The sequence below is a fragment of the Streptomyces sp. MS191 genome (assembly GCF_008042125.1).
In the GTDB taxonomy this organism is placed as follows: Bacteria; Actinomycetota; Actinomycetes; order Streptomycetales; family Streptomycetaceae; genus Streptomyces.
Window position 1 is genome coordinate 139,154 of the sequence record NZ_RDBI01000054.1, and the last position, 23,642, is coordinate 162,795.

The following is a 23,642-nucleotide window of genomic DNA, read 5'->3' on the forward strand; positions in this document are numbered from 1 at the left end:
CAACAACCTCTCGGCGTCGGCACCTACGTTGTGCCGGTGTTTCGTTCAGGGCCGTACTACTCGGGAGTTCATGAATTGCAGCACGTGAACGGTGTCCCTACCAAACAGCCGGAAGGGACGGTTTTCAGTGGTCCAGGCCGCAGATAAATCGGGCATAAAGAGCGAGCCCCGCCAAATGGCGGGGCTCATGTGAGCGCAGTGGCACCGTGCGGATGCGTCGGGTGTCCGGGGCCGCCCAATTCTCATTCGAAACGTTATGAAGGGCGGGGGCGGACCGTGTCAAAGGACACAGGCCGCCCCCAGCAGGGGCCTACGACAACTGCCGTAGAGGTCCGCCTACTTGAGTCGTGCCATCAGCGCATGCTCCACCAGCGTGATGAGGGCGCTCTTGGCGTCCGCGCGGTGGCGTGCGTCGGTGACGATGATCGGGGTGTCCGGGCCGATCTGGAGGGCCTCGCGGACTTCCTCGGGCTGGTAGGGCTGGTGCCCGTCGAAGCCGTTGAGGGCGATGACGAACGGCAGCCCGGAGTTCTCGAAGTAGTCGACGGCCGGGAAGCAGTCGGCGAGGCGGCGCGTGTCGACCAGGACGACGGCGCCGATGGCGCCGCGGACCAGGTCGTCCCACATGAACCAGAAGCGGTCCTGACCGGGCGTACCGAAGAGGTACAGGATCAGGTCCTGGTCCAGGGTGATACGGCCGAAGTCCATGGCGACGGTCGTCGTCGTCTTGCCGCCGGTGTGCGTGAGGTCGTCGATCCCGGCCGACGCCGAGGTCATCACCGCCTCGGTACGCAGCGGGTTGATCTCCGAGACGGCGCCGACGAACGTGGTCTTGCCCACGCCGAAGCCACCCGCCACCACGATCTTCGCGCTGGTGGTCGACCGGCTCGGAGAGCCGGCACCCCCGCTAGAGCTTGCGAAGTCCACTGAGCACCCTTTCCAGCAGTGTCACATCCGGCGTGCCGCCGGCCTCTCCGTTGCCCGGCTGGTGAATCGCCACCATGCCCGCTTCCGCCAGGTCGGCGACGAGGATCCGGGCCACCCCCAGCGGCATCGACAGCAGGGCCGACACCTCGGCCACCGACTTGACCTCGCGGCACAGGTGGCAGATCCGCTGGTGCTCGGGAAGCAGCGTGGCGAGGTGCGCCGGGTCGGCGGTGGTGCTGACCAGCGCCTCTATGGCGAGTTGGTACCGCGGCCGGGTCCGGCCACCGGTCATCGCATAAGGACGTACCAGCGGCTGGTCGCCTTCATGTCCGTACGACTCGTCGAGTGAGGCGCCGTACGGATCGTGAGAGGCGGGGGGCGGGGTCATGAATCCTCCGGGCGTGACAGCAAGAGGTCTGCCGTCTGATGGGGCCGGTGGGGGTGTGGGACAGGGCGGTACGGAGGGGCGCACCGCCTTGCCGTTTTGTGCGTGTCTAGTGGAGCAGGCTTCCCTGGAGCTCGGCGCGGAGGTCCGGGGTGAGGACACTGCCGGCCCGGTCGACCAGCAGGGTCATCTCGTAGCCCACGAGGCCGATGTCGCACTCCGGGTGGGAGAGCACGGCCAGGGAGGAACCGTCGGAGACGGACATCAGGAAGAGGAACCCGCGTTCCATCTCCACGACCGTCTGTGCCACGGACCCGCCCTCGAAGATCCGGGACGCGCCCGCGGTCAGCGAGGTCAGTCCGGACGCGACCGCCGCCAGCTGGTCGGCACGATCGCGGGGGAATCCTTCGGACATGGCCAGCAGCAGACCGTCGGCGGAGACCACCACCGTGTGCGACACCCCTGGGGTGTTGTCCACGAAGTTGGTGATCAACCAGTTCAGATTCTGCGCCGCCTGGCTCATCGCGCTCAACTAACGCTCCTGCTGGTGGGTGGGACCGAGGTGGAAGCTGCCCGTGGTGGAGTTGCCCGCCTGGCGGCCCTGCTGGATGCCGCGGCGCAGGTTGGTGAGCCGGCCACGGACGTCGTCGGGTGCACGCGAGACCTGGGGGCCGGCCGTGTGGGCCTGCTCCTGGGCGGTCCCGGGTACGAGGTTGGCGCGCGGCACCCGCCGCGGGAGCCCGGAGGTGGTGACACCGCCGGCCGCGGGCTTGCGCACCCGCTCGGCCTGGCGCACCAGCTCGTCATTGGGGGAGGTCCGCCAGGCGGCCTGCTGACCCGTGTCGCCGGCGCCCTGGGGGGCGGCGGGACGGCGCGGCGCCGGCTGCTGCGGCACGGCCGGGGTCTGCGTCGTCCGCTCGGCCTCCGGCGCGCGGCCGTTGTCCGGCTGACCCGCGGCCTGGCCCTGCGCCTGCCCGTGGAACCAGTTGGTCTCCAGCGTGTCGTACAGCGGGGTACGACCGTCGCCGGAACCGGTCGCCGGAGGCAGCGCCTCGGGCTGACGCGGCTGCTGGGGCCGGGGCTGCGGCTGCTGCTGGGGCTGCTGCGGCAGGTTGCCGGCGGGGCGCGGCGCACCGTAGTCGCCGCCGCCGCGCTGACGCGGGGCCGGCTGCTGCGGGGCCTGCTGCTGGTAGCCCTGCTGCTGGTTGAAGTCCGGCCGCGGGAACTGCGCGGTGGACGCCGGGTCCTGCGGCGCGGGCTGGTACCCCTGCGGGGCCTGCTGCTGGTTGAAGTCCGGCCGCGGGAACTGCCCCGTGGAGCCCGGGCCCTGCGGGGCCGCGGGACGGGCGTACTGACCCGTGGTGTCCGGCTCCTCGTGCCCACGCGGCGCGTCGAGCGGCGACATCTCCTGCTGCGGGCGGCGGACCGGCTGAGCCTGGTCGTTGCCCCAGCTGGTGGACTGCGGCCGCTGCTGCTGGTTGCCGGGGAGCTCGGGACGCGGGTAGCCACCCTGGTTGGGGTGGGCACCCTGCTGCCCCTGCTGCTGCGGAGCGTGCTGCGCCTGCTGCGGCTGAGGGGCCTGCTGGTTCTGGCTCTGGTTGCCCCAGACGTCCGTACGGGACGGGATGGCGCGCTGCGCGCCGCCGGCGAACCCGCCGGCGCCGCCCATGCCCGGACGCTGCGGCTCCTGGGGAACCTGCGGGAGCTGCGCGGTCTGCGGACCCTGGTTGCCCTGACCCTGACCCGGCCCCTGGGGACCGTTCTGGCCGGGGAGCGCGGCACGCGGACCGTTGCCCGCGCCGACCTGGCCGCGCGGGGCGCCCGCCGCGGCGCCGAGCCGGCCGGCCGCGGAGGACGGCGCGCCGCCGAGCCCGGGACGACCGCCGCCGGGACCACCGGACGCACCCGGGCCGCCGGCGAGCCGGCCGCCGGGGGCGGAGTTGCCCTGCGGCATCGCGCCCTGGCCGCCGGCACCCTGCTTGGGGGCCGGCTTCTTGCCGCCCTGGGCGACGTCGACGGGGAGCATGACGAGCGCGGTGGTGCCGCCGGAGTCCGACGGACGCAGCTGGATGCGGATGCCGTGTCGCAGGGACAGGCGGCCGACCACGAACAGACCCATGCGGCGCGAGACCGAGACGTCCACGGTGGGCGGCGACGCGAGCCGCTCGTTGATCGCGGCGAGGTCCTCGGGGGAGAGGCCGATGCCGGTGTCGTGGATCTCGACGAGCACCCGGCCGTCGGGCAGCGCGTGACCGGTGACCCGGACCTTCGTCTGCGGCGAGGAGAACGACGTGGCGTTCTCGAGCAGCTCGGCGAGGAGGTGCACGAGGTCGTTGACGACGCGGCCGGCGACCTCGGTCGCCGGGACGGCGGCGAGTTCGATGCGCTCGTACTGCTCCACCTCGGACGCGGCGGCGCGCAGGACGTCGACCAGCGGGACCGGACGGGTCCAGCGGCGGCCGGGTTCCTCGCCGGCGAGGACGAGGAGGTTCTCGCCGTTACGGCGCATGCGGGTGGCGAGGTGGTCGAGCTTGAACAGCGAGGACAGCTGGTCCGGGTCGGCCTCGCGGGACTCCAGCTCGGAGATGAGCGAGAGCTGACGCTGGATGAGGCCCTGCGAGCGGCGCGAGAGGTTGGTGAACATCGCGTTGACGTTGCCTCGCAGCAGCGCCTGCTCGGCGGCGAGACGGACGGCCTCGCGGTGCACGTCGTCGAAGGCCGCGGCCACCTGGCCGATCTCGTCCCGGGAGTGCACACCGACGGACTCGACGGAGGTGTCGACGTCCTGCGGGTCGGTCTCGGAGAGCTGCTTGACGAGCTCGGGCAGACGTTCCTGGGCGACCTTGGTGGCGGTGTCCTGGAGCCGGCGCAGCGACCGGATCATGGACCGGGCCACGACGAAGGCGCCGACGAGGGAGACACCGAGCACGAGGAGGATCAGCGCACCGTTGATGATCGCTTCGCGCTGCGACTCGGAGCGCAGCTCGCGGGCCTTGCTCTCCATCTCACCGAGGAGGGTGGCCTCGATGGTGTTCATCGCGGTGATCTTCGTGCCGTACTCGTCGGTGAAGTTCAGGTGACCGCGGGCGGTGATGTTGTCGAGGCCGGTGGAGCTCCTCAGGACGCGGCCCGTGTACTCGTCGGCGGCCTCGATGGAGGGGTTGCCGGTGGTCAGCGGCGCGATCAGCTCGTTGGCGTCGCCACCCGCCGACTCGTAGATCGTCGCGAAGGTCTTGAGCTCGACGTCCTCGCTCTCGCGGGCGGCCTCACCGTAGAGACGGTCGCCCGGTTCCAGCTTGCCGCGCTTGTCGTCGCCGGAGGGGAGACCGGCGGCGATGATCGCCTGCTGGATGGAGGCGTACTCCTTGGCGGAGGAGAAGGCGGCGAGCGCACGCGTGCGCTTGATCATCTCCGGGTTGCTGGTCGCCTGGGCCATGTCCTGGGACAGGCTGAGGAGGGACCGGATCAGCCGGCTGTACGCCTCGACCGTCACCGAGTGCGAGGCCTGGGTGTAGGCCTCTCCCCGGATCGCCTTGATCTTGACGATCTGCGCGGTGATCTGGCTGACGCTCTGCCGGATGCCCTGCAGCGCCTCGTCGCCCTCGGTGTCACCGATGCCCTCGGTGGCCGCCAGGAACTCCTTCTGGGCGCGGTCCGTGACGGCGCGCGGCTGGGCGACCTGGTAGTCGTTCGGCGAACGGCCGTTGGACAGGGGACCGGCGGACTTGTCGCGCTCCTCCTGGAGGGCCTTCGCGAGGTCCGTGGCCTCCTTGGTCATCTTGGTCAGCAGCTGCATGTGCTCCAGCTGCTCCATGTCCTGGAGCGACTCGCTGATGCGGATGCCGCCGAGGCTGGTGGCCGCGACCACGGGCAGGGTCAGCAGCGCCACCAGGCGCGTCGAGATGCGCCAGTTCCGCAGCGCTATTCGGGGGCCGGAGTCGGCCTCGGTCTTGATCGGCGGCGGTGCGGCCGCGCTGGTGGAACCGCCCCGCTTGGAGGCGTCACCGCCCTCGCCGGCCGTGCCCTGCCCAGGGGTCTGGGTGTGCGGGGCCGAGGAACCGCGGTCGGTTCCGGCGCGCGGCTCCTGCTCGGCCGCAGCGCTGCCATCCCTCTTGAAACGTCCCTGCACTAGCGTCGCAACCTCTGGACCAGGCGTCCTTCCGGGTGAACGGATCGGACGGTGTCGGCGTCTCGGGGTGCGGAATGCACCCCATGGTGGTCGTCGGTGACCGGCGCAGATCCCCCTTCCCGCCGCTCACCCGGCGCTGCGTTGCGCCCCCTGCGCGCCGGCTTGAAGCCCGCGACGGTGCGTGGAATTCCAGCACAGTGCCGGATCTCCAACAAGGGCTGGGTGTCGGGCCACGAGAGGTATAACAACCCGTGAACATCGCGTCACCCCATGTAGAAGATGATCAGGGAGGAATCGGGCGTATCACTCCCAAAGGCCCACGAGGCCCTCGTGTCCCAGTCGCGATGATCAGGAGCGGAATGGAGCATTCAGTGGCGTAATGTCCGATTGTTTGACACTCGAGCGCCGCCTGTAATGTCCGTCTTGTCTGTCAGGCCGTGAGCAAACTCACACACGGACGGGTGCCTTCCCCATGCATTCGAAGGGAGCCGCATGCTTAGCCTGACGTTTTACAAGTGCCCCCACTCTGTAGAGGTCTCCCACCCGTGATGAAGACGACGATGGTGCTCCGCTCCACGGCCAACCCCCGCCGTACGACGCTCGCCCACCTCGAGGACGCCGCCCGCCTCGACCGGGGCGCCCAGCCGGAGCACGCGGTCGACCTTCCCACGCAGACCGCCAACCCGCGTCGCACGGTCCTCATGACCGCCCCCGCGACGCCCCAGCCCGCCCTCTGAGAGGCGGTGTCGGCGCCCCTCGCCGCGTTAGCCTGGAGCGTCAGACTCCAGCCAGTAGCAAGTGAGGGGCGACAGCACTCGTGCGCATCGCCAGATTCTCCATCGACGGCAATGTCGCCTTCGGCGCCGTCGAGGGCGAGGGAACCGTCGAGTCCGGCGGCCTTGTCCTCGACATCATCAAGGGCATCCCGTACACCGACTTCGAGCTCAGCGGCACCAAGGTCCCGCTGAGCAAGGTACGGCTCCTGCCGCCCGTGCTCCCCAACAAGGTCGTGGCCATCGGCCGCAACTACGCCGAGCACGCCGCCGAACTCGGCAACGAGGTCCCGGACGTCCCGGTCGCCTTCTTCAAGCCGACCACCTCCGTGATCGGCCCCGGCGACGCCATCGAGTACCCCTCCTTCTCGAACGAGCTGCACCACGAGGCCGAACTGGCCGTGGTCATCGGCCGCATGTGCCGCGAGGTACCGCGCGAGCGCGTCAAGGACGTCGTCTTCGGCTACACCTGCGCCAACGACGTCACCGCCCGCGACGCCCAGCGGCGCGAGAAGCAGTGGGCCCGGGCCAAGGGCTTCGACACCAGCTGCCCGCTCGGGCCCTGGGTCGAGACCGAGCTCGACCCGGGCGACCTCACCATCCAGGCCACGGTCAACGGCGAGCAGCGCCAGCTCGGCCGCACGAGCGAGATGATCCGCTCCGTCGAGGACCTGGTCGTCCACATCACCGAGGCCATGACGCTCCTTCCCGGCGACGTCATCCTCACCGGCACTCCGGCCGGGGTCGGCCCCCTCAACGTCGGCGACGAGGTCGCCGTCACCATCGAAGGCATCGGCACTCTCACCAACAGGGTGATCAAGCGTGGCTAACGCGAACGTCCGCGTACGTTTCTGTCCCTCCCCGACCGGCAACCCCCACGTGGGCCTGGTCCGCACCGCCCTCTTCAACTGGGCGTTCGCCCGCCACCACGGCGGCACGTTCGTCTTCCGCATCGAGGACACCGACGCTGCCCGCGACTCCGAGGAGTCGTACCAGCAGCTGCTCGACTCGCTGCGCTGGCTCGGCTTCACCTGGGACGAGGGACCGGACGAGGTCGGCGGCCCGCACGCCCCGTACCGCCAGTCGCAGCGGATGGACATCTACCGCGACGTCGCGCAGAAGCTGCTCGACGGCGGGTACGCGTACCACTGCTTCTGCACCGCCGTGGAACTGGAGGCCCGTCGCGACGCCGCCCGTCTGGCCGGCAAGCCCTCGGGCTACGACGGCACGTGCCGCAACCTGAGCGCCGAGCGCATCGAGCGCTACCGCTCCGAGGGACGCGAGTCCATCGTCCGCTTCAAGATGCCGGACGAGCCGATCACCTTCCACGACCTGGTCCGCGGTGAGCTCACCTTCACCCCGGACAACGTCCCGGACTACGGCATCGTGCGCGCCAACGGCGCCCCGCTGTACACCCTGGTCAACCCGGTAGACGACGCGCTCATGGAGATCACCCACGTGCTGCGCGGCGAGGACCTCCTGTCCTCCACCCCGCGCCAGATCGCGCTCTACAAGGCGCTGATCGAGCTGGGCGTCGCCAAGGAGATCCCGGCCTTCGGCCACCTCCCGTACGTGATGGGCGAGGGCAACAAGAAGCTCTCCAAGCGCGACCCGCAGGCGTCCCTCAACCTCTACCGGGAGCGCGGCTTCCTCCCCGAGGGCCTGCTGAACTACCTGTCCCTGCTCGGCTGGTCCTTCTCGGCCGACCAGGACATCTTCACCATCGACCAGATGGTGTCGAAGTTCGACATCGCCGACGTGAACGCCAACCCGGCGCGCTTCGACCTCAAGAAGGCCGAGTCGATCAACGCCGACCACATCCGCCTGCTGGACGAGAAGGCGTTCACCGCGGCCTGCGAGCCGTGGCTGCGGGCCCCGCACGCCGCGTGGGCTCCCGAGGACTTCGACCGCGCGGCGTGGGAGGCCATCGCCCCCTACGCCCAGACGCGGGTCACCGTCCTCTCGGACATCACGGCCAACGTCGACTTCCTCTTCCTGCCCGAGCCCGTCTTCGACCAGCCCTCCTGGGACAAGGCCATGAAGGGCGAGCCGGCCGCGCTGCTCACCACCGCGCGCGAGAAGCTCGAGGCCGCGGACTGGAGCGACCCGGAGTCGCTCAAGAACGCCGTCCTGGTCGCCGGCGAGGAGCACGGCCTGAAGCTCGGCAAGGCGCAGGCGCCGGTCCGCGTCGCCGTCACCGGCCGCACGGTCGGCCTGCCGCTCTTCGAGTCCCTGGAGATCCTGGGCCGGGAGAAGACCCTGGCCCGTATCGACGCGGCCCTGGCGAAGCTCGCCGCCCAGTAGGCGAAGTACACCGACGAGGCCCGGTCCCCCGCGGGGGGACCGGGCCTCGTCGCTTGCGGCCTGTCCCCGGTCGTCCCGAGGGATTCCCGGCGGTCCTCGATGTGTCGAGGCTCACGTACCGTGGGTCCATGGTCATTCGCGCCGTCCTGTGGGACATCGACGACACCCTCTTCGACTACGCCCGCGCCGACCTCGCGGGCATGCGCGACCACCTCGCGGCCGAGGGCCTCGCCGTGGGCCCCTGCGCGGACCGGCCTTGGGGGCCGGCCGCGGACGGCGACGGGCCCTGGGTGCGGTCCGGAGGCTTCGGCTCCGTCGCCGAGGCCCTCAGCCGGTGGCAGGAGCTCACGGTCGTCCACTGGCGGCGCTTCGAGGCCGGCGGCGTCGACTTCCAGGAGCAGCGGCGCGAGCGCGTACGCGACTTCCTGGGGCGGGAGGATCTGGGCGCCGCCGAGGCCGACGCCTGGTTCGGGCGCTATCTCGCGCACTACGAGGCCGCGTGGGAGCTCTTCCCCGACTCCGTGCCCGTCCTCGACCTGCTGGCGGGTGACTACCGTCACGCCGTCCTGTCGAATTCGAGCATCCACAACCAGGAGCGCAAGCTGCGCGTCCTCGGCGTGCGCGACCGGTTCGAGGCCGTCGTGTGCGCCGCCGAGCTCGGATTCGCCAAGCCGGCCGCCGAGGCCTTCCACGCCGCCTGTGCCGCCCTGGGCCTGCCGCCGCACGAGGTCGCGTACGTGGGCGACCAGCCCGACATCGACGCGCGCGGAGCCGTCGAGGCCGGCCTCCTGGGCATCTGGCTGGACCGTGCGGGGACCGGCGGACGGCCGGAGCTGACCCGCATCACCGACCTCCACCAGCTCCCTCCGCTGCTGGGCGGCGATACCCGTTTTGGAGCGCCGGACACCTTCAGGTAATGTTCTTCCTGCGCCGAGGGGAGCAAGCCGAAAGGCCGAAACCCACGGAGCACAACCCGAACAAGATCCCCGCAAGGGATTGCGTTTTGGTGGCCTATGGTGTAATTGGCAGCACGACGGTTTCTGGTTCCGTTAGTCTAGGTTCGAGTCCTGGTAGGCCAGCTCGCAGAGCTCATCTGCACCACGCGGATCCAGATCCGCAAAGCCCCCGTTGTGTAGCGGCCTAGCACGCTGCCCTCTCAAGGCAGTAGCGCCGGTTCGAATCCGGTCGGGGGTACAGATCCATCCTGCGGATCACCAGGGTCGCACCCGGTGATCATGCGGTGACATCATCCGGCACTCTGGTGCCGGATGGGATCGCTAGGGCCCCCGTTGTGTAGCGGCCTAGCACGCCGCCCTCTCAAGGCGGTAGCGCCGGTTCGAATCCGGTCGGGGGTACTGGTTCAACCCACCATGGCCTATGGTGTAATTGGCAACACTACGGTTTCTGGTACCGTCATTCTAGGTTCGAGTCCTGGTAGGCCAGCTCGCAGAGCTCATCTGCAAAACGCGGATCTGATCCGCAAGGCCCCCGTTGTGTAGCGGCCTAGCACGCCGCCCTCTCAAGGCGGTAGCGCCGGTTCGAATCCGGTCGGGGGTACCACGAGAGAAGCCCTTCCCTTCGGGGGAGGGCTTCTTCGTCGTCCGGCCACGGCACACACAACTCCGGCCCACCGCTGCGGCGTTGGAGCGGTGGGCCGGATCGGACGGAGGAGCGGAAGGTCAGCCGGTGCGGCGGAGCGCCTCGGAGAGGCGGGCGGCGGCGTCGATGACCGCCTGGGCGTGCATACGCCCCGGGTGGCGGGTCAGACGCTCGATCGGCCCGGAGACCGACACGGCGGCCACGACGCGGTTCGAGGGCCCGCGCACCGGCGCGGAGACGGACGCGACGCCCGGCTCCCGCTCGCCGATCGACTGGGCCCAGCCGCGGCGCCGTACGCCCGACAGGGCCGTCGCCGTGAACCGGGCACCCTGAAGACCGCGGTGGAGCCGCTCGGGCTCCTCCCAGGCCATCAGGATCTGCGCGGAGGAGCCGGCCTTCATGGTCAGCGTGGAGCCGACCGGCACGGTGTCCCGCAGGCCCGAGAGGCGCTCGGCGGCCGCCACGCAGATGCGCATGTCGCCCTGGCGGCGGTAGAGCTGGGCGCTCTCGCCGGTGACGTCGCGCAGGTGCGTCAGCACCGGGCCCGCCGTGGCGAGCAGGCGGTCCTCACCGGCCGCGGCGGCGAGCTCCGCCAGGCGCGGTCCGAGGATGAACCGGCCCTGCATGTCGCGCGCCACCATCCGGTGGTGTTCCAGTGCCACGGCGAGTCGGTGTGCCGTGGGTCGTGCGAGTCCCGTCGCCGCGACCAGACCTGCGAGGGTGGCCGGACCGGACTCCAGGGCGCTCAGGACAAGGGCTGCCTTGTCGAGAACGCCTACGCCGCTAGAGTTGTCCATGCAACGATATTCGCGTCTCACTCTGTGAAACGCAAGTTCAATTTTCCTGGGAACTTGCGAACCTGTACGTGCGGCCCGCGGACCAATCGGGTCCGCTGCCGGCGTCCGGCGCGTGGGGTACGGACGCGGGCCCACATGTCTCTAGAAGTGCCGGCACACCACGCCGGCCGGAGGGAAAGCGATGGGTAGGACACTCGCGGAGAAGGTCTGGGACGACCATGTCGTCCGGCGCGCCGAGGGCGAGCCCGACCTCCTCTTCATCGATCTGCACCTGCTGCACGAGGTGACCAGCCCCCAGGCGTTCGACGGCCTGCGCCAGAACGGCCGCCAGGTGCGGCGCCTCGACCTCACCATCGCCACCGAGGACCACAACACCCCGACCCTCGACATCGACAAGCCGATCGCCGACCCGGTCTCCCGCGCACAGTTGGAGACCCTGCGGAAGAACTGCGCCGAGTTCGGCGTCCGGCTGCACCCGCTGGGCGACGTCGAGCAGGGCGTCGTCCACGTCGTGGGCCCGCAGCTGGGCCTGACCCAGCCGGGCACGACCGTGGTCTGCGGAGACTCCCACACCTCCACCCACGGCGCCTTCGGCGCGCTGGCGTTCGGCATCGGCACCAGCCAGGTCGAGCACGTGCTGGCCACCCAGACGCTGCCGCTGGCCCGCCCCAAGACGATGGCCATCACCATCGACGGCGAGCTGCCCGACGACGTCACGGCCAAGGACCTGATCCTGGCGATCATCGCGAAGATCGGCACCGGCGGCGGCCAGGGCTACATCCTGGAGTACCGCGGCTCCGCCATCGAGAAGCTCTCGATGGAAGCCCGGATGACCATCTGCAACATGTCGATCGAGGCCGGTGCCCGCGCGGGCATGATCGCCCCCGACGAGACCACCTTCGCCTACCTGAAGGGCCGCGACCACGCCCCCGAGGGCGAGGACTGGGACGCCGCCGTCGCGTACTGGAAGACCCTGAAGTCCGACGAGGACGCGGTCTTCGACGCCGAGGTCGTCATCGACGCCGCCTCCCTGGCGCCGTTCGTCACCTGGGGCACCAACCCGGGCCAGGGCGCGCCGCTTTCCGCGCACGTCCCCGACCCCGCTTCGTACGAAGACGCTTCGGAGCGCCTGGCCGCCGAAAAGGCCCTGGAGTACATGGGGTTGACCGCCGGACAGCCGCTGCGCGACATCCGGGTCGACACCGTCTTCGTAGGCTCCTGCACCAACGGCCGCATCGAGGACCTGCGCAACGCCGCCGACCTGCTGCGCGGCCGCAAGGTCGCCGAGGGCGTCCGCATGCTGGTCGTCCCCGGCTCGGTCCGGGTCGCCCTGCAGGCCGTCGAGGAGGGCCTGGACAAGGTCTTCAAGGAGTCCGGCGCCGAATGGCGGCACGCGGGCTGCTCGATGTGCCTGGGCATGAACCCCGACCAGCTGGCACCCGGTGAGCGCTCCGCGTCCACCTCCAACCGCAACTTCGAGGGCCGGCAGGGCAAGGGCGGCCGGACCCACCTGGTCTCGCCCCAGGTCGCCGCCGCCACCGCCGTACTGGGCCACCTGGCCTCCCCGGCCGATCTGTCCGACGTCGCTACGCCCGCGGGGGTCTGAGGAACCATGGAAGCTTTCACCACCCACACCGGCCGGGCCGTCCCGCTGCGCCGCAGCAACGTCGACACCGACCAGATCATCCCCGCGCACTGGCTGAAGAAGGTCACCCGCGACGGCTTCGAGGACGGCCTGTTCGAGGCCTGGCGCAAGGACTCCGAGTTCGTGCTCAACCGCCCCGAGCGGCAGGGCGCCTCGGTCCTGGTGGCCGGCCCCGACTTCGGCACCGGCTCCTCCCGCGAGCACGCCGTCTGGGCGCTGCAGAACTACGGCTTCAAGACCGTCGTCTCCTCCCGGTTCGCCGACATCTTCCGCGGCAACTCGCTGAAGAACGGGCTCCTGACCGTGGTCCTGGACCAGAAGGTCGTGGACGCGCTCTGGGAGCTGACCGAGGCCGACCCCACCGCCGAGATCACCGTCGACCTGGAGCAGCGGAAGGTCCTCGCGGCCGGGATCGACGCCGACTTCGAGCTCGACGAGAACGCCCGCTGGCGGCTGCTGAACGGCCTGGACGACATCAGCCTCACCCTTCAGAACGAAGCGGACATCGCGGCCTACGAGGCGGCACGGCCGGCCTTCAAGCCCCGTACAATTACCGCCTGAGCAGCGCTTTTCCACGACTGCGCCCCCCACCTTCCGGTGGGGGGCGCAGTCGCTTGTTGAGACCCCGTCGGGCGACAACTCGCCCTAGATGGCACAATCGGTGCATGGAACGCGACAGCCAACTCGAGCTCTACGAGGCAGTCGCCGCCCGATTGAAGGAAGCGCACACAAGAGTGCGCTCACTGCAAGTCCCGGAGGGCGTAAGGATGGCGCTGTCCCGGAAGCTGCTGGTCGTGACGGCGGCGGCGAAGCACGATCTCGCGGACGCGGCAACGCGTCTGGACCGGTTGATGAAGGACCTCGACGAGGGCCGATTCCCTGAAGACGACTGACACCAGGAACTCCGCAACGGGACTTCTGCGTTGCGGCACTAGGGTGATTAGCCCGTTTCGTGTTTGATTTGCGGTATATACATGCCTAACGTGCGAAAAAGCTTGAACACTTTCGTTCTGGCAATGTCTCCGAAGGGGAAGACGTGAACAAGGCGCAGCTCGTAGAAGCGATTGCCGACAAGCTCGGCGGCCGTCAGCAGGCCGCGGACGCTGTCGACGCGGTGCTGGACGCGATCGTGCGTGCCGTGGTCGGCGGGGACCGGGTCTCGGTCACCGGCTTCGGTTCGTTCGAGAAGGTCGACCGTCCGGCCCGGTACGCCCGCAACCCGCAGACGGGTGAGCGCGTGCGGGTCAAGAAGACCTCCGTTCCGCGCTTCCGTGCGGGTCAGGGCTTCAAGGACCTGGTCAGCGGCTCGAAGAAGCTGCCCAAGGGTGGCGAGGTCTCCGTCAAGAAGGCGCCCAAGGGCAGCCTCACCGGCGGCGCTTCCGCGACCGTGAAGAAGGCCGCCGCGAAGAAGGCCACCACCGCGAAGAAGGCCGCCGCGAAGAAGGCGACCCCCGCGAAGAAGGCCGCGGTCAAGAAGACCACCGCCGCGAAGAAGGTCGCCGTCAAGAAGACCACGACGGCGAAGAAGACCACGGCCGCCGCCAAGAAGGCGACCCCCGCGAAGAAGACCACGGCCACGGCCAAGAAGACCGTCGCCAAGAAGACCGCGCCGGCGAAGAAGGCCACGGCGAAGAAGGCGCCCGCCAAGAAGACCACGGCGCGCAAGACCACCGCCAAGAAGACCGCCGCCAAGAAGTAACGCATCTGTAAGCGGCACCAGGGCCAAGGGCCACTCACACGCCGGGCCGGACTCCCTCGCGGGGAGCCCGGCCCGCGGCGCGTTCCGGCGTCGCCCGCGACGGCGGTGCCCACCCCGCCGCACGGCGGACCGCCCCGGACGCGCCGGCCGTTCCGACCGCGCCGGCGGTGGGCCGGACCACCGGACGCGCCCCGGATGGCCGAATTCCGCCGGTTTTCCGCCGAGGATTCAGAAGGTCTGCAGCGTGATCAGCGTGATGCGCGGTCCGGAATCGCCCGCGGGCTCCGTCTCGATGCGCACCCGCTGCCCAGGACGCAGCAGCCGCAGCCCGCCCGCGTCGAAGGCGTCGGTCCCGAACTCCACCGGGGTGCCGTCGTCGAGCAGCACACTGCCGCTGCGGGTCTCGGGGTCGTACGTGAACGCGGTCGCCTGCATGGGCAGCAGCCTATCCGGCCGCGCGTTCCCAGCGGGCGGCCGTCCGAGGACCGACACCCAGCGCGAGCGCCGCCGCCAGATCCTCGCCGGTGTCCACGTCCCGGCGCACGGAATCGACCCCCGCCAGCCGGATTTCCACGGCCCCGGACGACAAATGCCGCCGCCGTGAAGGGCCCCCGAAAGCAGGTGCCAATTCCACTCCGGGGCCCGCCGAGAGGAATGTCGTACCGATTTCGGCCGCATCCGCGAGAAATGCCCGGGGGAATTCCCCGGCCGCCGACAGGACCCGGCCGAGCTCCGCCGGCCGCAGCGCGGGCAGGTCCGCGTTCAGCGCCGCGACCCGGGCCCGCGGGCGCGACCGGCGCACCGCCCGCACCCCGTGCGCCAGCGCCGCGTTGAGCCCCGCGGCCGGCACGTCGGGCACGATCCGCGCCCCGAGCGCCGCCAGCGCGAGCCCGGCGACGTGATCGTCCGTGACGACCGCCACATCCCGCACGCCGGGAGTCTCCAGCGCCGCGGCCACGGTGTCCTGCGCGAACGCCAGCGCCAGCCGTGGCCGCAACCGTTCCCCGGCGGCCGCCGCGAGCCTGCTCTTCGCCCGCACAAGGGGCTTCAGGGGGACGACCAGGGACCAGCCGCCATCCGGATCGGTGTTCATCGGGGCCATTGTGACCCGGGGCCCGGCACGGCCGGCCGACGGGCGGCGGGCCCGGTGCCCGGCGGGACCGGGAACCCGAGGCGTACCGTGTCCTCGACAGACCAGGGGCATGGGGCGACACTTGACCCCCTGCAAACCCAGTCCCAGAGGAAGGTGTCCGAGTGTCCCGCCGCAGAATCGGCTTCTGGTACCGCCTGGCGGCGGTCATCGCTAAACCGCCGCTGGTGGTTCTCTTCAAGCGGGACTGGCGCGGAACGGAACACATTCCGGCGGACGGCGGATTCATCACCGCCGTCAACCACAACTCGTACCTGGACCCGCTGTCGTACGCGCATTACCAGTACAACACCGGCCGGGTCCCGCGCTTCCTCGCCAAGGCCGCACTCTTCAAGGGCTCGTTCGTCGGCACGATGCTGCGCGGCACGGGGCAGATCCCGGTCTACCGCGAGACCACCAACGCCCTGGACGCCTTCCGGGCCGCCGTCGACGCCATCGAGCGCGGCGAGTGCGTCGCCTTCTACCCCGAGGGCACCCTCACCCGCGACCCCGAGATGTGGCCCATGGCCGGCAAGACCGGCGCCGCCCGCGTCGCGCTGCTCACCCGGGCCCCGGTCATCCCGGTCGCCCAGTGGGGCGCCAACCTCGCGATGCCGCCGTACGCCAAGGAGGACAAGCTCCGCCTGTTCCCGCGCAAGACGCTGATCGTGCAGGCCGGCCCGCCCGTCGACCTCTCCCGGTTCTACGACCTGGAGGCGACGCCCGAGGTGCTGCGCGAGGCCACCGAGGTCATCATGGCCGCGATCACCGCGCTCTTGGAGGACGTCCGCGGGGAGAAGGCGCCCGGCGAGCCGTACGACCACCGCAAGGCCCGGATGGAACAGCGGCGCAAGGCCGCAGGGGAAGGGACGAAGTGACCAAGGCAGCAGTCTTCGGCACGGGATCGTGGGGGACCGCCTTCGGGATGGTGCTCGCCGACGCCGGCTGCGAGGTGACCCTGTGGGGCCGCCGGCCCGAACTCGCCGAGGCGGTCAACGCCACCCGCACCAACCCGGACTACCTGCCCGGCGTCGTCCTCCCGGAGAACGTCCGGGCCACCACCGACCCCGCCGAGGCCGCCCGCGACGCCGACTTCACCGTCCTCGTCGTCCCCTCGCAGACCCTGCGCCGCAACCTCACCGAGTGGGCGCCCCTGCTGGCCCCCGGCACCGTCCTCGTCTCCCTGATGAAGGGCGTCGAACTCGGTACCGCCAAGCGCATGAGCGAGGTCGTCGAGGAGGTCGCGAAGGTCCCCTCCGACCGTGTCGCCGTCCTCACCGGACCCAACCTGGCCAAGGAGATCGCGGCCCGCCAGCCCGCCGCCGCCGTCGTCGCGTGCAGCGACGAGAGCGTGGCCCAGCGCCTCCAGAGCGCCTGCATGACCCCCTACTTCCGCCCCTACACCAACACCGACGTCGTCGGCTGCGAACTGGGCGGAGCGGTCAAGAACGTCATCGGGCTCGCCGTCGGCATCGCCGACGGGATGGGCCTCGGCGACAACTCGAAGGCCACCCTCATCACCCGCGGCCTCGCCGAGACCACCCGTCTCGGACTCGCCATGGGCGCCGACCCGCTCACCTTCTCCGGCCTCGCGGGCCTCGGCGACCTGGTCGCCACCTGCTCCTCGCCGCTGTCCCGGAACCACACCTTCGGCACCAACCTGGGCCGCGGCATGACGCTGCAGGAGACCATCGCCGCGACCAAGCAGACCGCCGAGGGCGTCAAGTCCTGCGAGTCCGTGCTCGATCTGGCCCGCCGCCACGGGGTCGACATGCCGATCACCGAGACGGTCGTCTCCATCGTCCACGAGGGCAAGCCGCCCATCGTCGCCCTCAAGGAACTGATGTCGCGCAGCGCCAAGTCCGAGCGCCGCTGACCAGGCCCGAACCGGCGGACCGGAACCTTCCGGGACACGACCCGCGCGCGGCGGACCAGGCCCTCGGGCCCGCCGGAGACGCAGGGTACGCTCATCGCGATATGAGCGAGAACACCCAGAGCCCCCGCAAGCCGCGCGTGGCCGTCGTCTTCGGCGGACGCAGCTCCGAGCACGCCATCTCCGTCGTCACGGCCGGCGCCGTCCTGCGCGCCATCGACCGGACCAAGTACGACGTGCTGCCCATCGGTATCACCACCGACGGCCGCTGGGCGCTGACCGCCGACGCCCCCGAGCGGATGGCCATCGCCGACCGCTCCCTGCCGAGCGTCGCCGACCTCACCGAGTCCGAGCAGGGCGGCGTCGTCCTCTCCGTCGACCCGGCCAACCGCGAGGTCGTCTACACGGAGCCCGGCGCCGTGCCCAAGGCGCTGGGCGAGGTCGACGTGGTCTTCCCGATGCTCCACGGCCCCTACGGCGAGGACGGCACCCTCCAGGGCCTCCTGGAGCTCTCCGGAGTCCCCTACGTCGGTGCGGGCGTCCTCGCCTCCGCCGTCGGCCAGGACAAGGAGTACATGAAGCGGGTCTTCACCTCCTTCGGCCTGCCCGTCGGCCCCTACGAGGTCGTCCGGCCCCGCGAGTGGGACCAGAACCCGGCCGCCGCCCGCAAGCGGATCGTGGAGTTCGCCGCGACCCACGGCTGGCCGCTCTTCGTGAAGCCCGCCCGCGGCGGCTCCTCGATGGGCATCACCAAGGTCGACGAACTCTCCGGCCTGGACGAGGCCATCGAGGAGGCCCGCCGCCACGACCCCAAGATCCTCGTCGAGTCGCTGCTGCGCGGACGCGAGATCGAGTGCGGCGTCCTGGAGTTCGAGGACGGCCCGCGCGCCAGCGTGCCGGCCGAGATCCCTCCCGTCACGGACCACGACTTCTACGACTTCGAGGCCAAGTACATCGACTCGGCCTCCGGGATCGTCCCGGCACCGATCGGGGACGAGGCCACCGCCGAGGTCCAGCGCCTCGCGGTCGCCGCCTACGAGGCCGTGTCGTGCGAAGGGCTGGTGCGCGCGGACTTCTTCCTCACCGACGAGGGCGAGTTCGTGATCAACGAGATCAACACCATGCCCGGCTTCACCCCGATCTCGATGTACCCGCGCATGTGGCAGGAGAGCGGCGTGAGCTACCCCGAGCTGGTCGACCGCCTCATCCAGGCCGCGCTGACCCGCTCCACCGGCCTGCGCTAGTCGGTACCCGGGCGGACCCGAAGCGGAACGCCGGAGCCGTGCCCGGGGACGGCGGCCCGAGCCGCCGTCCCCGGCCCGCACCACGCCTCGCGGCGCGGGGGGATCACAGGCTGGGGGGCACCGCCCCGGCGACGGGACCCGCGAGATCCACCAGCGGGCCGACGTCGTGCGCGTACCGCGCGTCCAGCGTCACCTCGACGTAGGCCTTGCGGTACGTGGTGGTGAACCGGGGGCCGTCGCCCTGCCGTTCCTCCAGCAGCCAGTTCACGCCGTCGGCCTCGACGGCGTGCGCCTGGGGATCGTTCATCTTTTCGGGCCGGGGGACGCCGCAGCGCAGTACGATCGCCGCGTCCCCCCACCCGGCGGTCAGCTCGGAGTCAGGCTCCGGATCGTTCCGTTCCAGCCCCGCCACGGTGTCGGGAAGCACCTTCGCCAGCGCCCGGCAGAAGGCGGCTTCCTCCGCCGGAGGGCTGGGAACCGGGACCGACGCCTTCGCGTCCGTGGAGGAGCAGCCCGCGGCGCCCAGCAGCAACGCGGCCGCTGCGGCGGCGAAGGGCAGGCGGAAGGGCCGGTGAGAGGACATCACCGGCCAAGGGTAGACGGGGGCTACAGATGGACGACCGGGCAGGTGAGGGTACGCGTGATGCCCTCCACTTGCTGGACCTTGGCGACCACCATGCGGCCGAGGTCGTCGACCGTGTCGGACTGGGCCCGGACGATCACGTCGTACGGCCCCGTCACGTCTTCGGCCTGGATCACCCCCGGGATCTTGGAGATGGTCTCGGCGACGGTCGACGCCTTGCCCACCTCGGTCTGAATGAGGATGTACGCCTGTACCACGGAACCTCCAGGGCGGCCACGAGGATCATTGGGGGGAGATGAATGAACCTGCAGAAAGGTTCGCCACGGTACCGCGTCGCCGCGGGCCGCGGGGAGACCTCCGCGCTCGGGGGCGCCCACGGTGTGGCGTACGCACGACAGAAGTTGACGGTCTACTTGACGGTATCCGGCGCGGTGGCGGCTCGCGACCCGCGGAGCGGGGCACGCACGTCCGGCACGACGACACGAGGTGAGACGCGGTGAAGGGCACAGTCGGCGAGTTGGGGGAGTTCGGGCTCATCAAGGAGCTCACCTCCCGGCTCACCTCCACCCCGGCGGTACGGATCGGTCCCGGCGACGACGCCGCGGTCGTCTCCGCACCCGACCGGCGCGTGGTGGCCAGCACGGACATCCTGCTGGAAGGACGTCACTTCCGCCGTGACTGGTCGACGGCCTACGACGTCGGCCGCAAGGCGGCGGCGCAGAACCTCGCGGACATCGCGGCCATGGGCGCCGTCCCCACCGCCCTGCTCCTCGGCCTGGTCGTCCCCGCCGAGCTCCCGGTCACCTGGCCCACCGAGCTCATGGACGGTCTGCGGGACGAGTGCCAGGTGGCCGGCGCGGCCGTCGTCGGCGGCGACGTCGTCCGCGGCGACACGATCACCGTCGCCATCACGGCCCTCGGCGACCTGCGCAACCACGACCCCGTGACCCGGGGCGGAGCCCAGCCCGGCGACGTCGTCGCCTACACCGGCTGGCTCGGCTGGTCCGCCGCCGGATACGCCGTCCTCTCCCGAGGCTTCCGCTCCCCGCGCGCCTTCGTCGAGGCCCACCGCCGGCCCGAGCCGCCGTACCACGCGGGTCCCGCCGCCGCCGGGCTCGGCGCCACCGCGATGTGCGACGTCAGCGACGGCCTCATCGCCGACCTCGGCCACATCGCCGAGGCCAGCAAGGTCCGCATCGACCTGCGCTCCGGCCTCATCGACATTCCCACCCAGATGAACGACATCGGCCAGGCCGTCGGCGTGGACCCGCTGCAGTGGGTGCTCACCGGGGGAGAGGACCACGCCATCGTGGCCACCTTCCCGCCCGACGTGAAGCTGCCCGCCCGCTGGAAGGTCATCGGCGAGGTCCTCAACCCCTCCGCGCTGCCCCAGGTCACCGTGGACGGCGCCCCCTGGCACAGCAAGGGCGGCTGGGACCACTTCGGGGCCACCGAGTGACCACCGCGCCGCCCCGGGTGCTGACCGTCGCCGGATCCGACTCCGGCGGCGGCGCGGGCATCCAGGCCGACCTGAAGACCATGCTCGCCCTCGGCGTCCACGGCATGAGCGTGATCACGGCCGTCACCGCTCAGAACTCGCGGGGCGTCCAGGGCGCCTGGGAACTGCCCGAGGAGGCCGTGCGGGCCCAGTACCGGGCCGTGGTCGACGACATCGGCGTCCAGGCGGTGAAGACCGGCATGCTGGCCTCCACCGTCCTGGTGGAGACCGTCGCCGACCTGCTCGCCGGGACGGACGCCCCCGTGGTCGTCGACCCGGTCGGCGTCTCCAAGCACGGGGACGCCCTCCTCGCCGCCTCCGCGCTCGACTCCGTCCGCACACGCCTGCTGCCGCGCGCGACGGTCGCCACGCCGAACCTGGACGAAGTGGCGCAGCTCACCGGGGTACGGGTCGAGGACGAGAGCGGCATGCGGCGGGCCGCCGAGGCGATCCTGGCCTTCGGACCGCGCTGGGCCCTCGTCAAGGGCGGCCACCTGCCCGCCGGGTCGGGTGCCGTGGACCTGCTCACGGACGGCGGCGAGGAACACTGGCTGCGCGCACCGCGCCTCGACAACCGCCACACCCACGGGACGGGCTGCACGCTCGCCTCGGCCGTGGCCGCCGGACTGGCCAAGGGCCTGACGGTGCCGGCGGCGGTGCACGAGGCCAAGGAGTACGTCACCGGCGCCATCGCCGCCGGTTTCCGTCTGGGGACCGGCATCGGCCCCGTCGACCACGCCTGGCTCACACGCGGCTGAGGGCTGTCCCGTGAGCCCGGCGGGGAAGGCGGGGCGGCCCCGAGGTCCCGGGCGGGACCTCGACGGCCCTCAGGCGTTTCCGGGCATGGCAAAAGGCCGGCTCACCGAGGTGAACCGGCCTTTCAAGGCAACCGCAGGGGCTGCGCTACGACAAAACGTCGGCGGGATCTTCCCCACTTGCGCGGGGAGCATCACTTAGCGCGAGACCTTGCCGGCCTTGATGCACGAGGTGCAGACGTTGAGCCGCTTCGGCGTCCGACCGACCACGGCACGCACACGCTGGATGTTCGGGTTCCAGCGACGAGACGTACGGCGGTGCGAGTGCGAAATGTTGTTGCCGAAGCCCGGCCCCTTGCCGCAGACGTCGCAGTTGGCAGCCACGGGTCACTCCAAAGACTTCAGATTTACAGTGAAATCCGGCGCACCGGAATCAGAGTTCTGAAGTGGCTTGCCGGGGGAATGGCCCGACTTTCATCGGGCAACCGAAGCAGCATACAACGACTGCTCCCGTGGAACGAAACTACCACGGCCACCGCGGCCCCCGCCCCCGTCCCAGGTCACGAGCGGGTCTACCCTGCGGTGAGCTCAGCCCCTGAGGCCCCTAGCAGGAGGATCACCCGTTGCCGCAGACCGCGCAGACCCTCGACGCCGCAGCGGTCCGATCCTGGTGCGTACGGGCGCTGCACGCGCTCGGCCGGGAACGCGAGGAGATCGACGCGATCAACGTCTACCCGATCGCCGACGGGGACACCGGGACCAACCTCTATCTGACCCTCGAATCCGCCGTGCAGGCGGTCGAGGAGGTCTTCGCGGCGGACCCCGCGGGCACCTCCGGCACGTCCGCCGACGGCGAGGCGGTGGGGCCCGACCCCGCCGCGGCCGTCCGGGCCATGGCGCACGGCGCCCTGATCGGCGCCCGGGGCAACTCCGGCACGATCCTCTCCCAGTTGCTGCGCGGGATGACCCCCGTGCTCGCCGACGGACGTGACGGTGATCACCTGGCCCGCGCGCTCGCCGCCGCGGCCGAGGCGGCCCGGCAGGCCGTGGCCCACCCCGTCGAGGGCACCATCCTCAGCGTGGCGAGCGCCGCCGCCGGCGCCTGCGCGGCCGGCGGGGACCTGGTCACGGTGGCCCGCCGGGCGTACGACGGGGCCCGGGCCGCGCTGGCGGCCACCCCGGGACAGCTCGCCGTGCTGGAGCGCGCCGGGGTCGTGGACGCCGGCGGGCGGGGACTGGTGACGGTCCTCGGAGCGCTGGTCGAGGCCGTCTCGGGAGAGGTCCAGATCCGCCCCGTCACCGCACCGCCGCACCGGCCGCTCGCGGCCGAGGACTGCGCGACGGGGGACGGCCCGGCCTTCGAGGTCCTCTACCTCCTGGAGGCCCCCGACCCCGCCGTCGAACGGCTCCGGTCCCGCCTCGACGCGCTGGGGGAGTCCCTCGTCGTCGTGGGCGGCGACGGACTGTGGAACGTGCACGTCCACACCGACGACGCGGGAGCCGCCGTCGAGGCGGGCGTGGAGGCGGGCCGGCCGTACCGGATCCGCATCACCCACTTCCCCGGCACCGCCGAGGCGCCCGAGCGCGCCCAGCGGGCCGTGGTCGCCGTCCTGCCGGGGGAGGGGCTCGCGGGACTGTGCGAGGCCGCCGGGGCGACGACTCTGCTCGCCAGGCCGGGACGGCCGCCGGTCAGCGGCGACCTGGTCGAGGCGATCCGGCGGGCCCACGCGCGCGAGGTGGTCCTGCTGCCCAACGACACCGACCTGCGGCACACCGCGGGTGCCGCCGCCGAACAGGCCCGCGCGGAGGGCATCCGGGTCGCCCTGATCCCGACCCGCGCGGCCGTCCAGGGCATCGCGGCCCTCGCCGTCCACGAACCGGACCGGCGCTTCGACGAGGACGTGGTCGCGATGACGGCGGCGGCCGGCGCGACCCGGTACGCGGAACTCGCCGTCGCCGAACGGCAGTCCTTCACCTCGGCCGGCGTCTGCCAGGCAGGCGACGTCCTCGGCCTGATCGAGGGCGACGTGGCGGTGATCGGCCACGACCTGACCACCACCGCCCGGACCGTCCTGGACCGGATGCTCTCGGCGGGAGGCGAACTCGTCACCCTCATCGTGGCCGACGGCACGCCCCCGTCCCTGGCGGCCGCCCTCGAACGCCACGTGCGCGAGACCTACCTGGCCGTCGACACGACGACCTACCAGGCGGGCGCCGGAGCCCCGCCGCTCCTGATCGGCGTCGAGTAGCGGCCGGCCGCACGGGACGCGGGGACCGCCCGGCCGCCAGGCGGTACCCCCCG

The 23,642-nt window shown here is 71.2% G+C and carries 24 protein-coding genes and 5 tRNA genes; 19 read left to right on the forward strand and 10 right to left on the reverse strand.

The genetic code is table 11. From position 1 onward, the window contains the following. Nucleotides 1–336: 336 nt before the first annotated feature. The 4 genes from EAO71_RS23630 to EAO71_RS23645 form a co-directional block, all read right to left on the reverse strand. The gene (locus EAO71_RS23630; RefSeq protein ID WP_147979833.1) at nt 337–927 is read right to left on the reverse strand and encodes a GTP-binding protein; all 591 of its coding nucleotides are present in this window, start codon (nt 925–927) and stop codon (nt 337–339) included. Further along, entirely contained in the window at nt 908–1,315 is a 408-nt protein-coding gene (locus EAO71_RS23635; protein WP_147979834.1) for a DUF742 domain-containing protein, read from the reverse strand. Before EAO71_RS23635 ends, EAO71_RS23630 begins: the two co-directional genes overlap by 20 nt. Nucleotides 1,316–1,421: 106 nt before the next feature. Further along, nucleotides 1,422–1,835, reverse strand: coding sequence for a roadblock/LC7 domain-containing protein (locus tag EAO71_RS23640; RefSeq protein ID WP_147980025.1), 414 nt, complete (start codon nt 1,833–1,835; stop codon nt 1,422–1,424). A gap of 9 nt (nt 1,836–1,844) precedes the next feature. Then, on the reverse strand, nt 1,845–5,441 hold the full coding sequence (locus EAO71_RS23645) for a sensor histidine kinase (protein ID WP_147979835.1): 3,597 nt from the start codon (nt 5,439–5,441) through the stop codon (nt 1,845–1,847). Between the two features lie 548 nt (nt 5,442–5,989). On the opposite strand from EAO71_RS23645, the gene EAO71_RS23650 reads away from it, so the two are divergent. The 9 genes from EAO71_RS23650 (at nt 5,990) to EAO71_RS23690 (ending at nt 10,078) form a co-directional block, all read left to right on the forward strand. Then, on the forward strand, nt 5,990–6,178 hold the full coding sequence (locus EAO71_RS23650; protein WP_147980026.1) for a hypothetical protein: 189 nt from the start codon (nt 5,990–5,992) through the stop codon (nt 6,176–6,178). 80 nt (nt 6,179–6,258) lie between these two features. Then, nucleotides 6,259–7,044, forward strand: a complete 786-nt coding sequence (locus EAO71_RS23655; protein ID WP_147979836.1) for a fumarylacetoacetate hydrolase family protein — start codon at nt 6,259–6,261, stop codon at nt 7,042–7,044. Further along, nucleotides 7,037–8,518 (forward strand): glutamate--tRNA ligase, encoded by a 1,482-nt coding sequence (gltX, locus tag EAO71_RS23660; RefSeq protein WP_147979837.1) that lies wholly within the window; start codon nt 7,037–7,039, stop codon nt 8,516–8,518. The genes EAO71_RS23655 and gltX overlap by 8 nt, the downstream gene beginning before the upstream one ends. A gap of 128 nt (nt 8,519–8,646) precedes the next feature. Next, entirely contained in the window at nt 8,647–9,435 is a 789-nt protein-coding gene (locus EAO71_RS23665; RefSeq protein ID WP_147979838.1) for an HAD family hydrolase, read from the forward strand. A 90-nt stretch (nt 9,436–9,525) separates the two neighbouring features. After that, nucleotides 9,526–9,597 (forward strand) — tRNA-Gln (locus tag EAO71_RS23670). Between the two features lie 42 nt (nt 9,598–9,639). Beyond that, a tRNA-Glu gene (locus tag EAO71_RS23675) sits at nt 9,640–9,712 on the forward strand. 88 nt (nt 9,713–9,800) lie between these two features. Further along, nucleotides 9,801–9,873, forward strand: a tRNA-Glu gene (locus EAO71_RS23680). Between the two features lie 16 nt (nt 9,874–9,889). After that, nucleotides 9,890–9,961: transfer RNA gene (locus tag EAO71_RS23685), tRNA-Gln, on the forward strand. A 41-nt stretch (nt 9,962–10,002) separates the two neighbouring features. Next, nucleotides 10,003–10,078 (forward strand) — tRNA-Glu (locus tag EAO71_RS23690). Between the two features lie 119 nt (nt 10,079–10,197). Here the strand turns inward: EAO71_RS23690 and ndgR are convergent. Next, nucleotides 10,198–10,914 carry an IclR family transcriptional regulator NdgR gene (ndgR, locus tag EAO71_RS23695; RefSeq protein WP_015036427.1) on the reverse strand — a complete coding sequence of 239 codons (717 nt, stop codon included), beginning with the start codon at nt 10,912–10,914 and terminating at the stop codon, nt 10,198–10,200. 181 nt (nt 10,915–11,095) lie between these two features. Between ndgR and leuC the strand changes: the two genes are divergently transcribed. The 4 genes from leuC (at nt 11,096) to EAO71_RS23715 (ending at nt 14,258) form a co-directional block, all read left to right on the forward strand. Then, nucleotides 11,096–12,520: a 3-isopropylmalate dehydratase large subunit gene (gene leuC / locus EAO71_RS23700; RefSeq protein ID WP_147979839.1), complete on the forward strand. Its 1,425-nt coding sequence runs from the start codon at nt 11,096–11,098 to the stop codon at nt 12,518–12,520. A gap of 6 nt (nt 12,521–12,526) precedes the next feature. Beyond that, nucleotides 12,527–13,120 (forward strand): 3-isopropylmalate dehydratase small subunit, encoded by a 594-nt coding sequence (leuD, locus tag EAO71_RS23705; protein WP_147979840.1) that lies wholly within the window; start codon nt 12,527–12,529, stop codon nt 13,118–13,120. 104 nt (nt 13,121–13,224) lie between these two features. Continuing rightward, complete coding sequence (locus EAO71_RS23710; protein ID WP_147979841.1) at nt 13,225–13,452, forward strand: SCO5555 family protein; 228 nt, start codon at nt 13,225–13,227, stop codon at nt 13,450–13,452. 143 nt (nt 13,453–13,595) lie between these two features. Then, a complete protein-coding gene (locus EAO71_RS23715) occupies nt 13,596–14,258 on the forward strand; it encodes an HU family DNA-binding protein (protein WP_147979842.1) in 663 nt (220 codons plus the stop codon). Between the two features lie 228 nt (nt 14,259–14,486). On the opposite strand, the gene EAO71_RS23720 is transcribed toward EAO71_RS23715, so the two are convergent. Together EAO71_RS23720 and cofC are read right to left on the reverse strand one after the other, a co-directional pair. Then, entirely contained in the window at nt 14,487–14,693 is a 207-nt protein-coding gene (locus tag EAO71_RS23720) for a hypothetical protein (protein ID WP_147979843.1), read from the reverse strand. Nucleotides 14,694–14,703: 10 nt separating this feature from the next. Beyond that, nucleotides 14,704–15,351 carry a 2-phospho-L-lactate guanylyltransferase gene (gene cofC / locus EAO71_RS23725; protein WP_147979844.1) on the reverse strand — a complete coding sequence of 216 codons (648 nt, stop codon included), beginning with the start codon at nt 15,349–15,351 and terminating at the stop codon, nt 14,704–14,706. 161 nt (nt 15,352–15,512) lie between these two features. On the opposite strand from cofC, the gene EAO71_RS23730 reads away from it, so the two are divergent. The 3 genes from EAO71_RS23730 (at nt 15,513) to EAO71_RS23740 (ending at nt 18,504) form a co-directional block, all read left to right on the forward strand. Further along, complete coding sequence (locus EAO71_RS23730) at nt 15,513–16,265, forward strand: lysophospholipid acyltransferase family protein (protein ID WP_147979845.1); 753 nt, start codon at nt 15,513–15,515, stop codon at nt 16,263–16,265. After that, nucleotides 16,262–17,263: an NAD(P)H-dependent glycerol-3-phosphate dehydrogenase gene (locus tag EAO71_RS23735; RefSeq protein WP_147979846.1), complete on the forward strand. Its 1,002-nt coding sequence runs from the start codon at nt 16,262–16,264 to the stop codon at nt 17,261–17,263. The genes EAO71_RS23730 and EAO71_RS23735 overlap by 4 nt, the downstream gene beginning before the upstream one ends. 101 nt (nt 17,264–17,364) lie before the next feature. Then, a complete protein-coding gene (locus tag EAO71_RS23740; protein WP_147979847.1) occupies nt 17,365–18,504 on the forward strand; it encodes a D-alanine--D-alanine ligase family protein in 1,140 nt (379 codons plus the stop codon). Between the two features lie 103 nt (nt 18,505–18,607). On the opposite strand, the gene EAO71_RS23745 is transcribed toward EAO71_RS23740, so the two are convergent. Continuing rightward, complete coding sequence (locus EAO71_RS23745) at nt 18,608–19,087, reverse strand: DUF3515 domain-containing protein (RefSeq protein WP_147979848.1); 480 nt, start codon at nt 19,085–19,087, stop codon at nt 18,608–18,610. Nucleotides 19,088–19,110: 23 nt separating this feature from the next. Then, nucleotides 19,111–19,344 (reverse strand): Lrp/AsnC family transcriptional regulator, encoded by a 234-nt coding sequence (locus EAO71_RS23750; protein ID WP_147979849.1) that lies wholly within the window; start codon nt 19,342–19,344, stop codon nt 19,111–19,113. 239 nt (nt 19,345–19,583) lie between these two features. Here EAO71_RS23750 and EAO71_RS23755 point away from each other — a divergent pair, with 239 nt between their 5' ends. Together EAO71_RS23755 and thiD are read left to right on the forward strand one after the other, a co-directional pair. Continuing rightward, nucleotides 19,584–20,546 (forward strand): thiamine-phosphate kinase, encoded by a 963-nt coding sequence (locus EAO71_RS23755; RefSeq protein WP_147979850.1) that lies wholly within the window; start codon nt 19,584–19,586, stop codon nt 20,544–20,546. Then, complete coding sequence (thiD, locus tag EAO71_RS23760; protein ID WP_147979851.1) at nt 20,543–21,343, forward strand: bifunctional hydroxymethylpyrimidine kinase/phosphomethylpyrimidine kinase; 801 nt, start codon at nt 20,543–20,545, stop codon at nt 21,341–21,343. Before EAO71_RS23755 ends, thiD begins: the two co-directional genes overlap by 4 nt. Nucleotides 21,344–21,538: 195 nt before the next feature. Here the strand turns inward: thiD and rpmB are convergent, their stop codons facing one another. Then, entirely contained in the window at nt 21,539–21,724 is a 186-nt protein-coding gene (gene rpmB, locus EAO71_RS23765; RefSeq protein WP_003957616.1) for a 50S ribosomal protein L28, read from the reverse strand. A gap of 239 nt (nt 21,725–21,963) precedes the next feature. Here rpmB and EAO71_RS23770 point away from each other — a divergent pair, with 239 nt between their 5' ends. Then, nucleotides 21,964–23,589, forward strand: a complete 1,626-nt coding sequence (locus EAO71_RS23770) for a DAK2 domain-containing protein (RefSeq protein WP_147979852.1) — start codon at nt 21,964–21,966, stop codon at nt 23,587–23,589. The last annotated feature ends 53 nt before the right edge of the window (nt 23,590–23,642 follow it).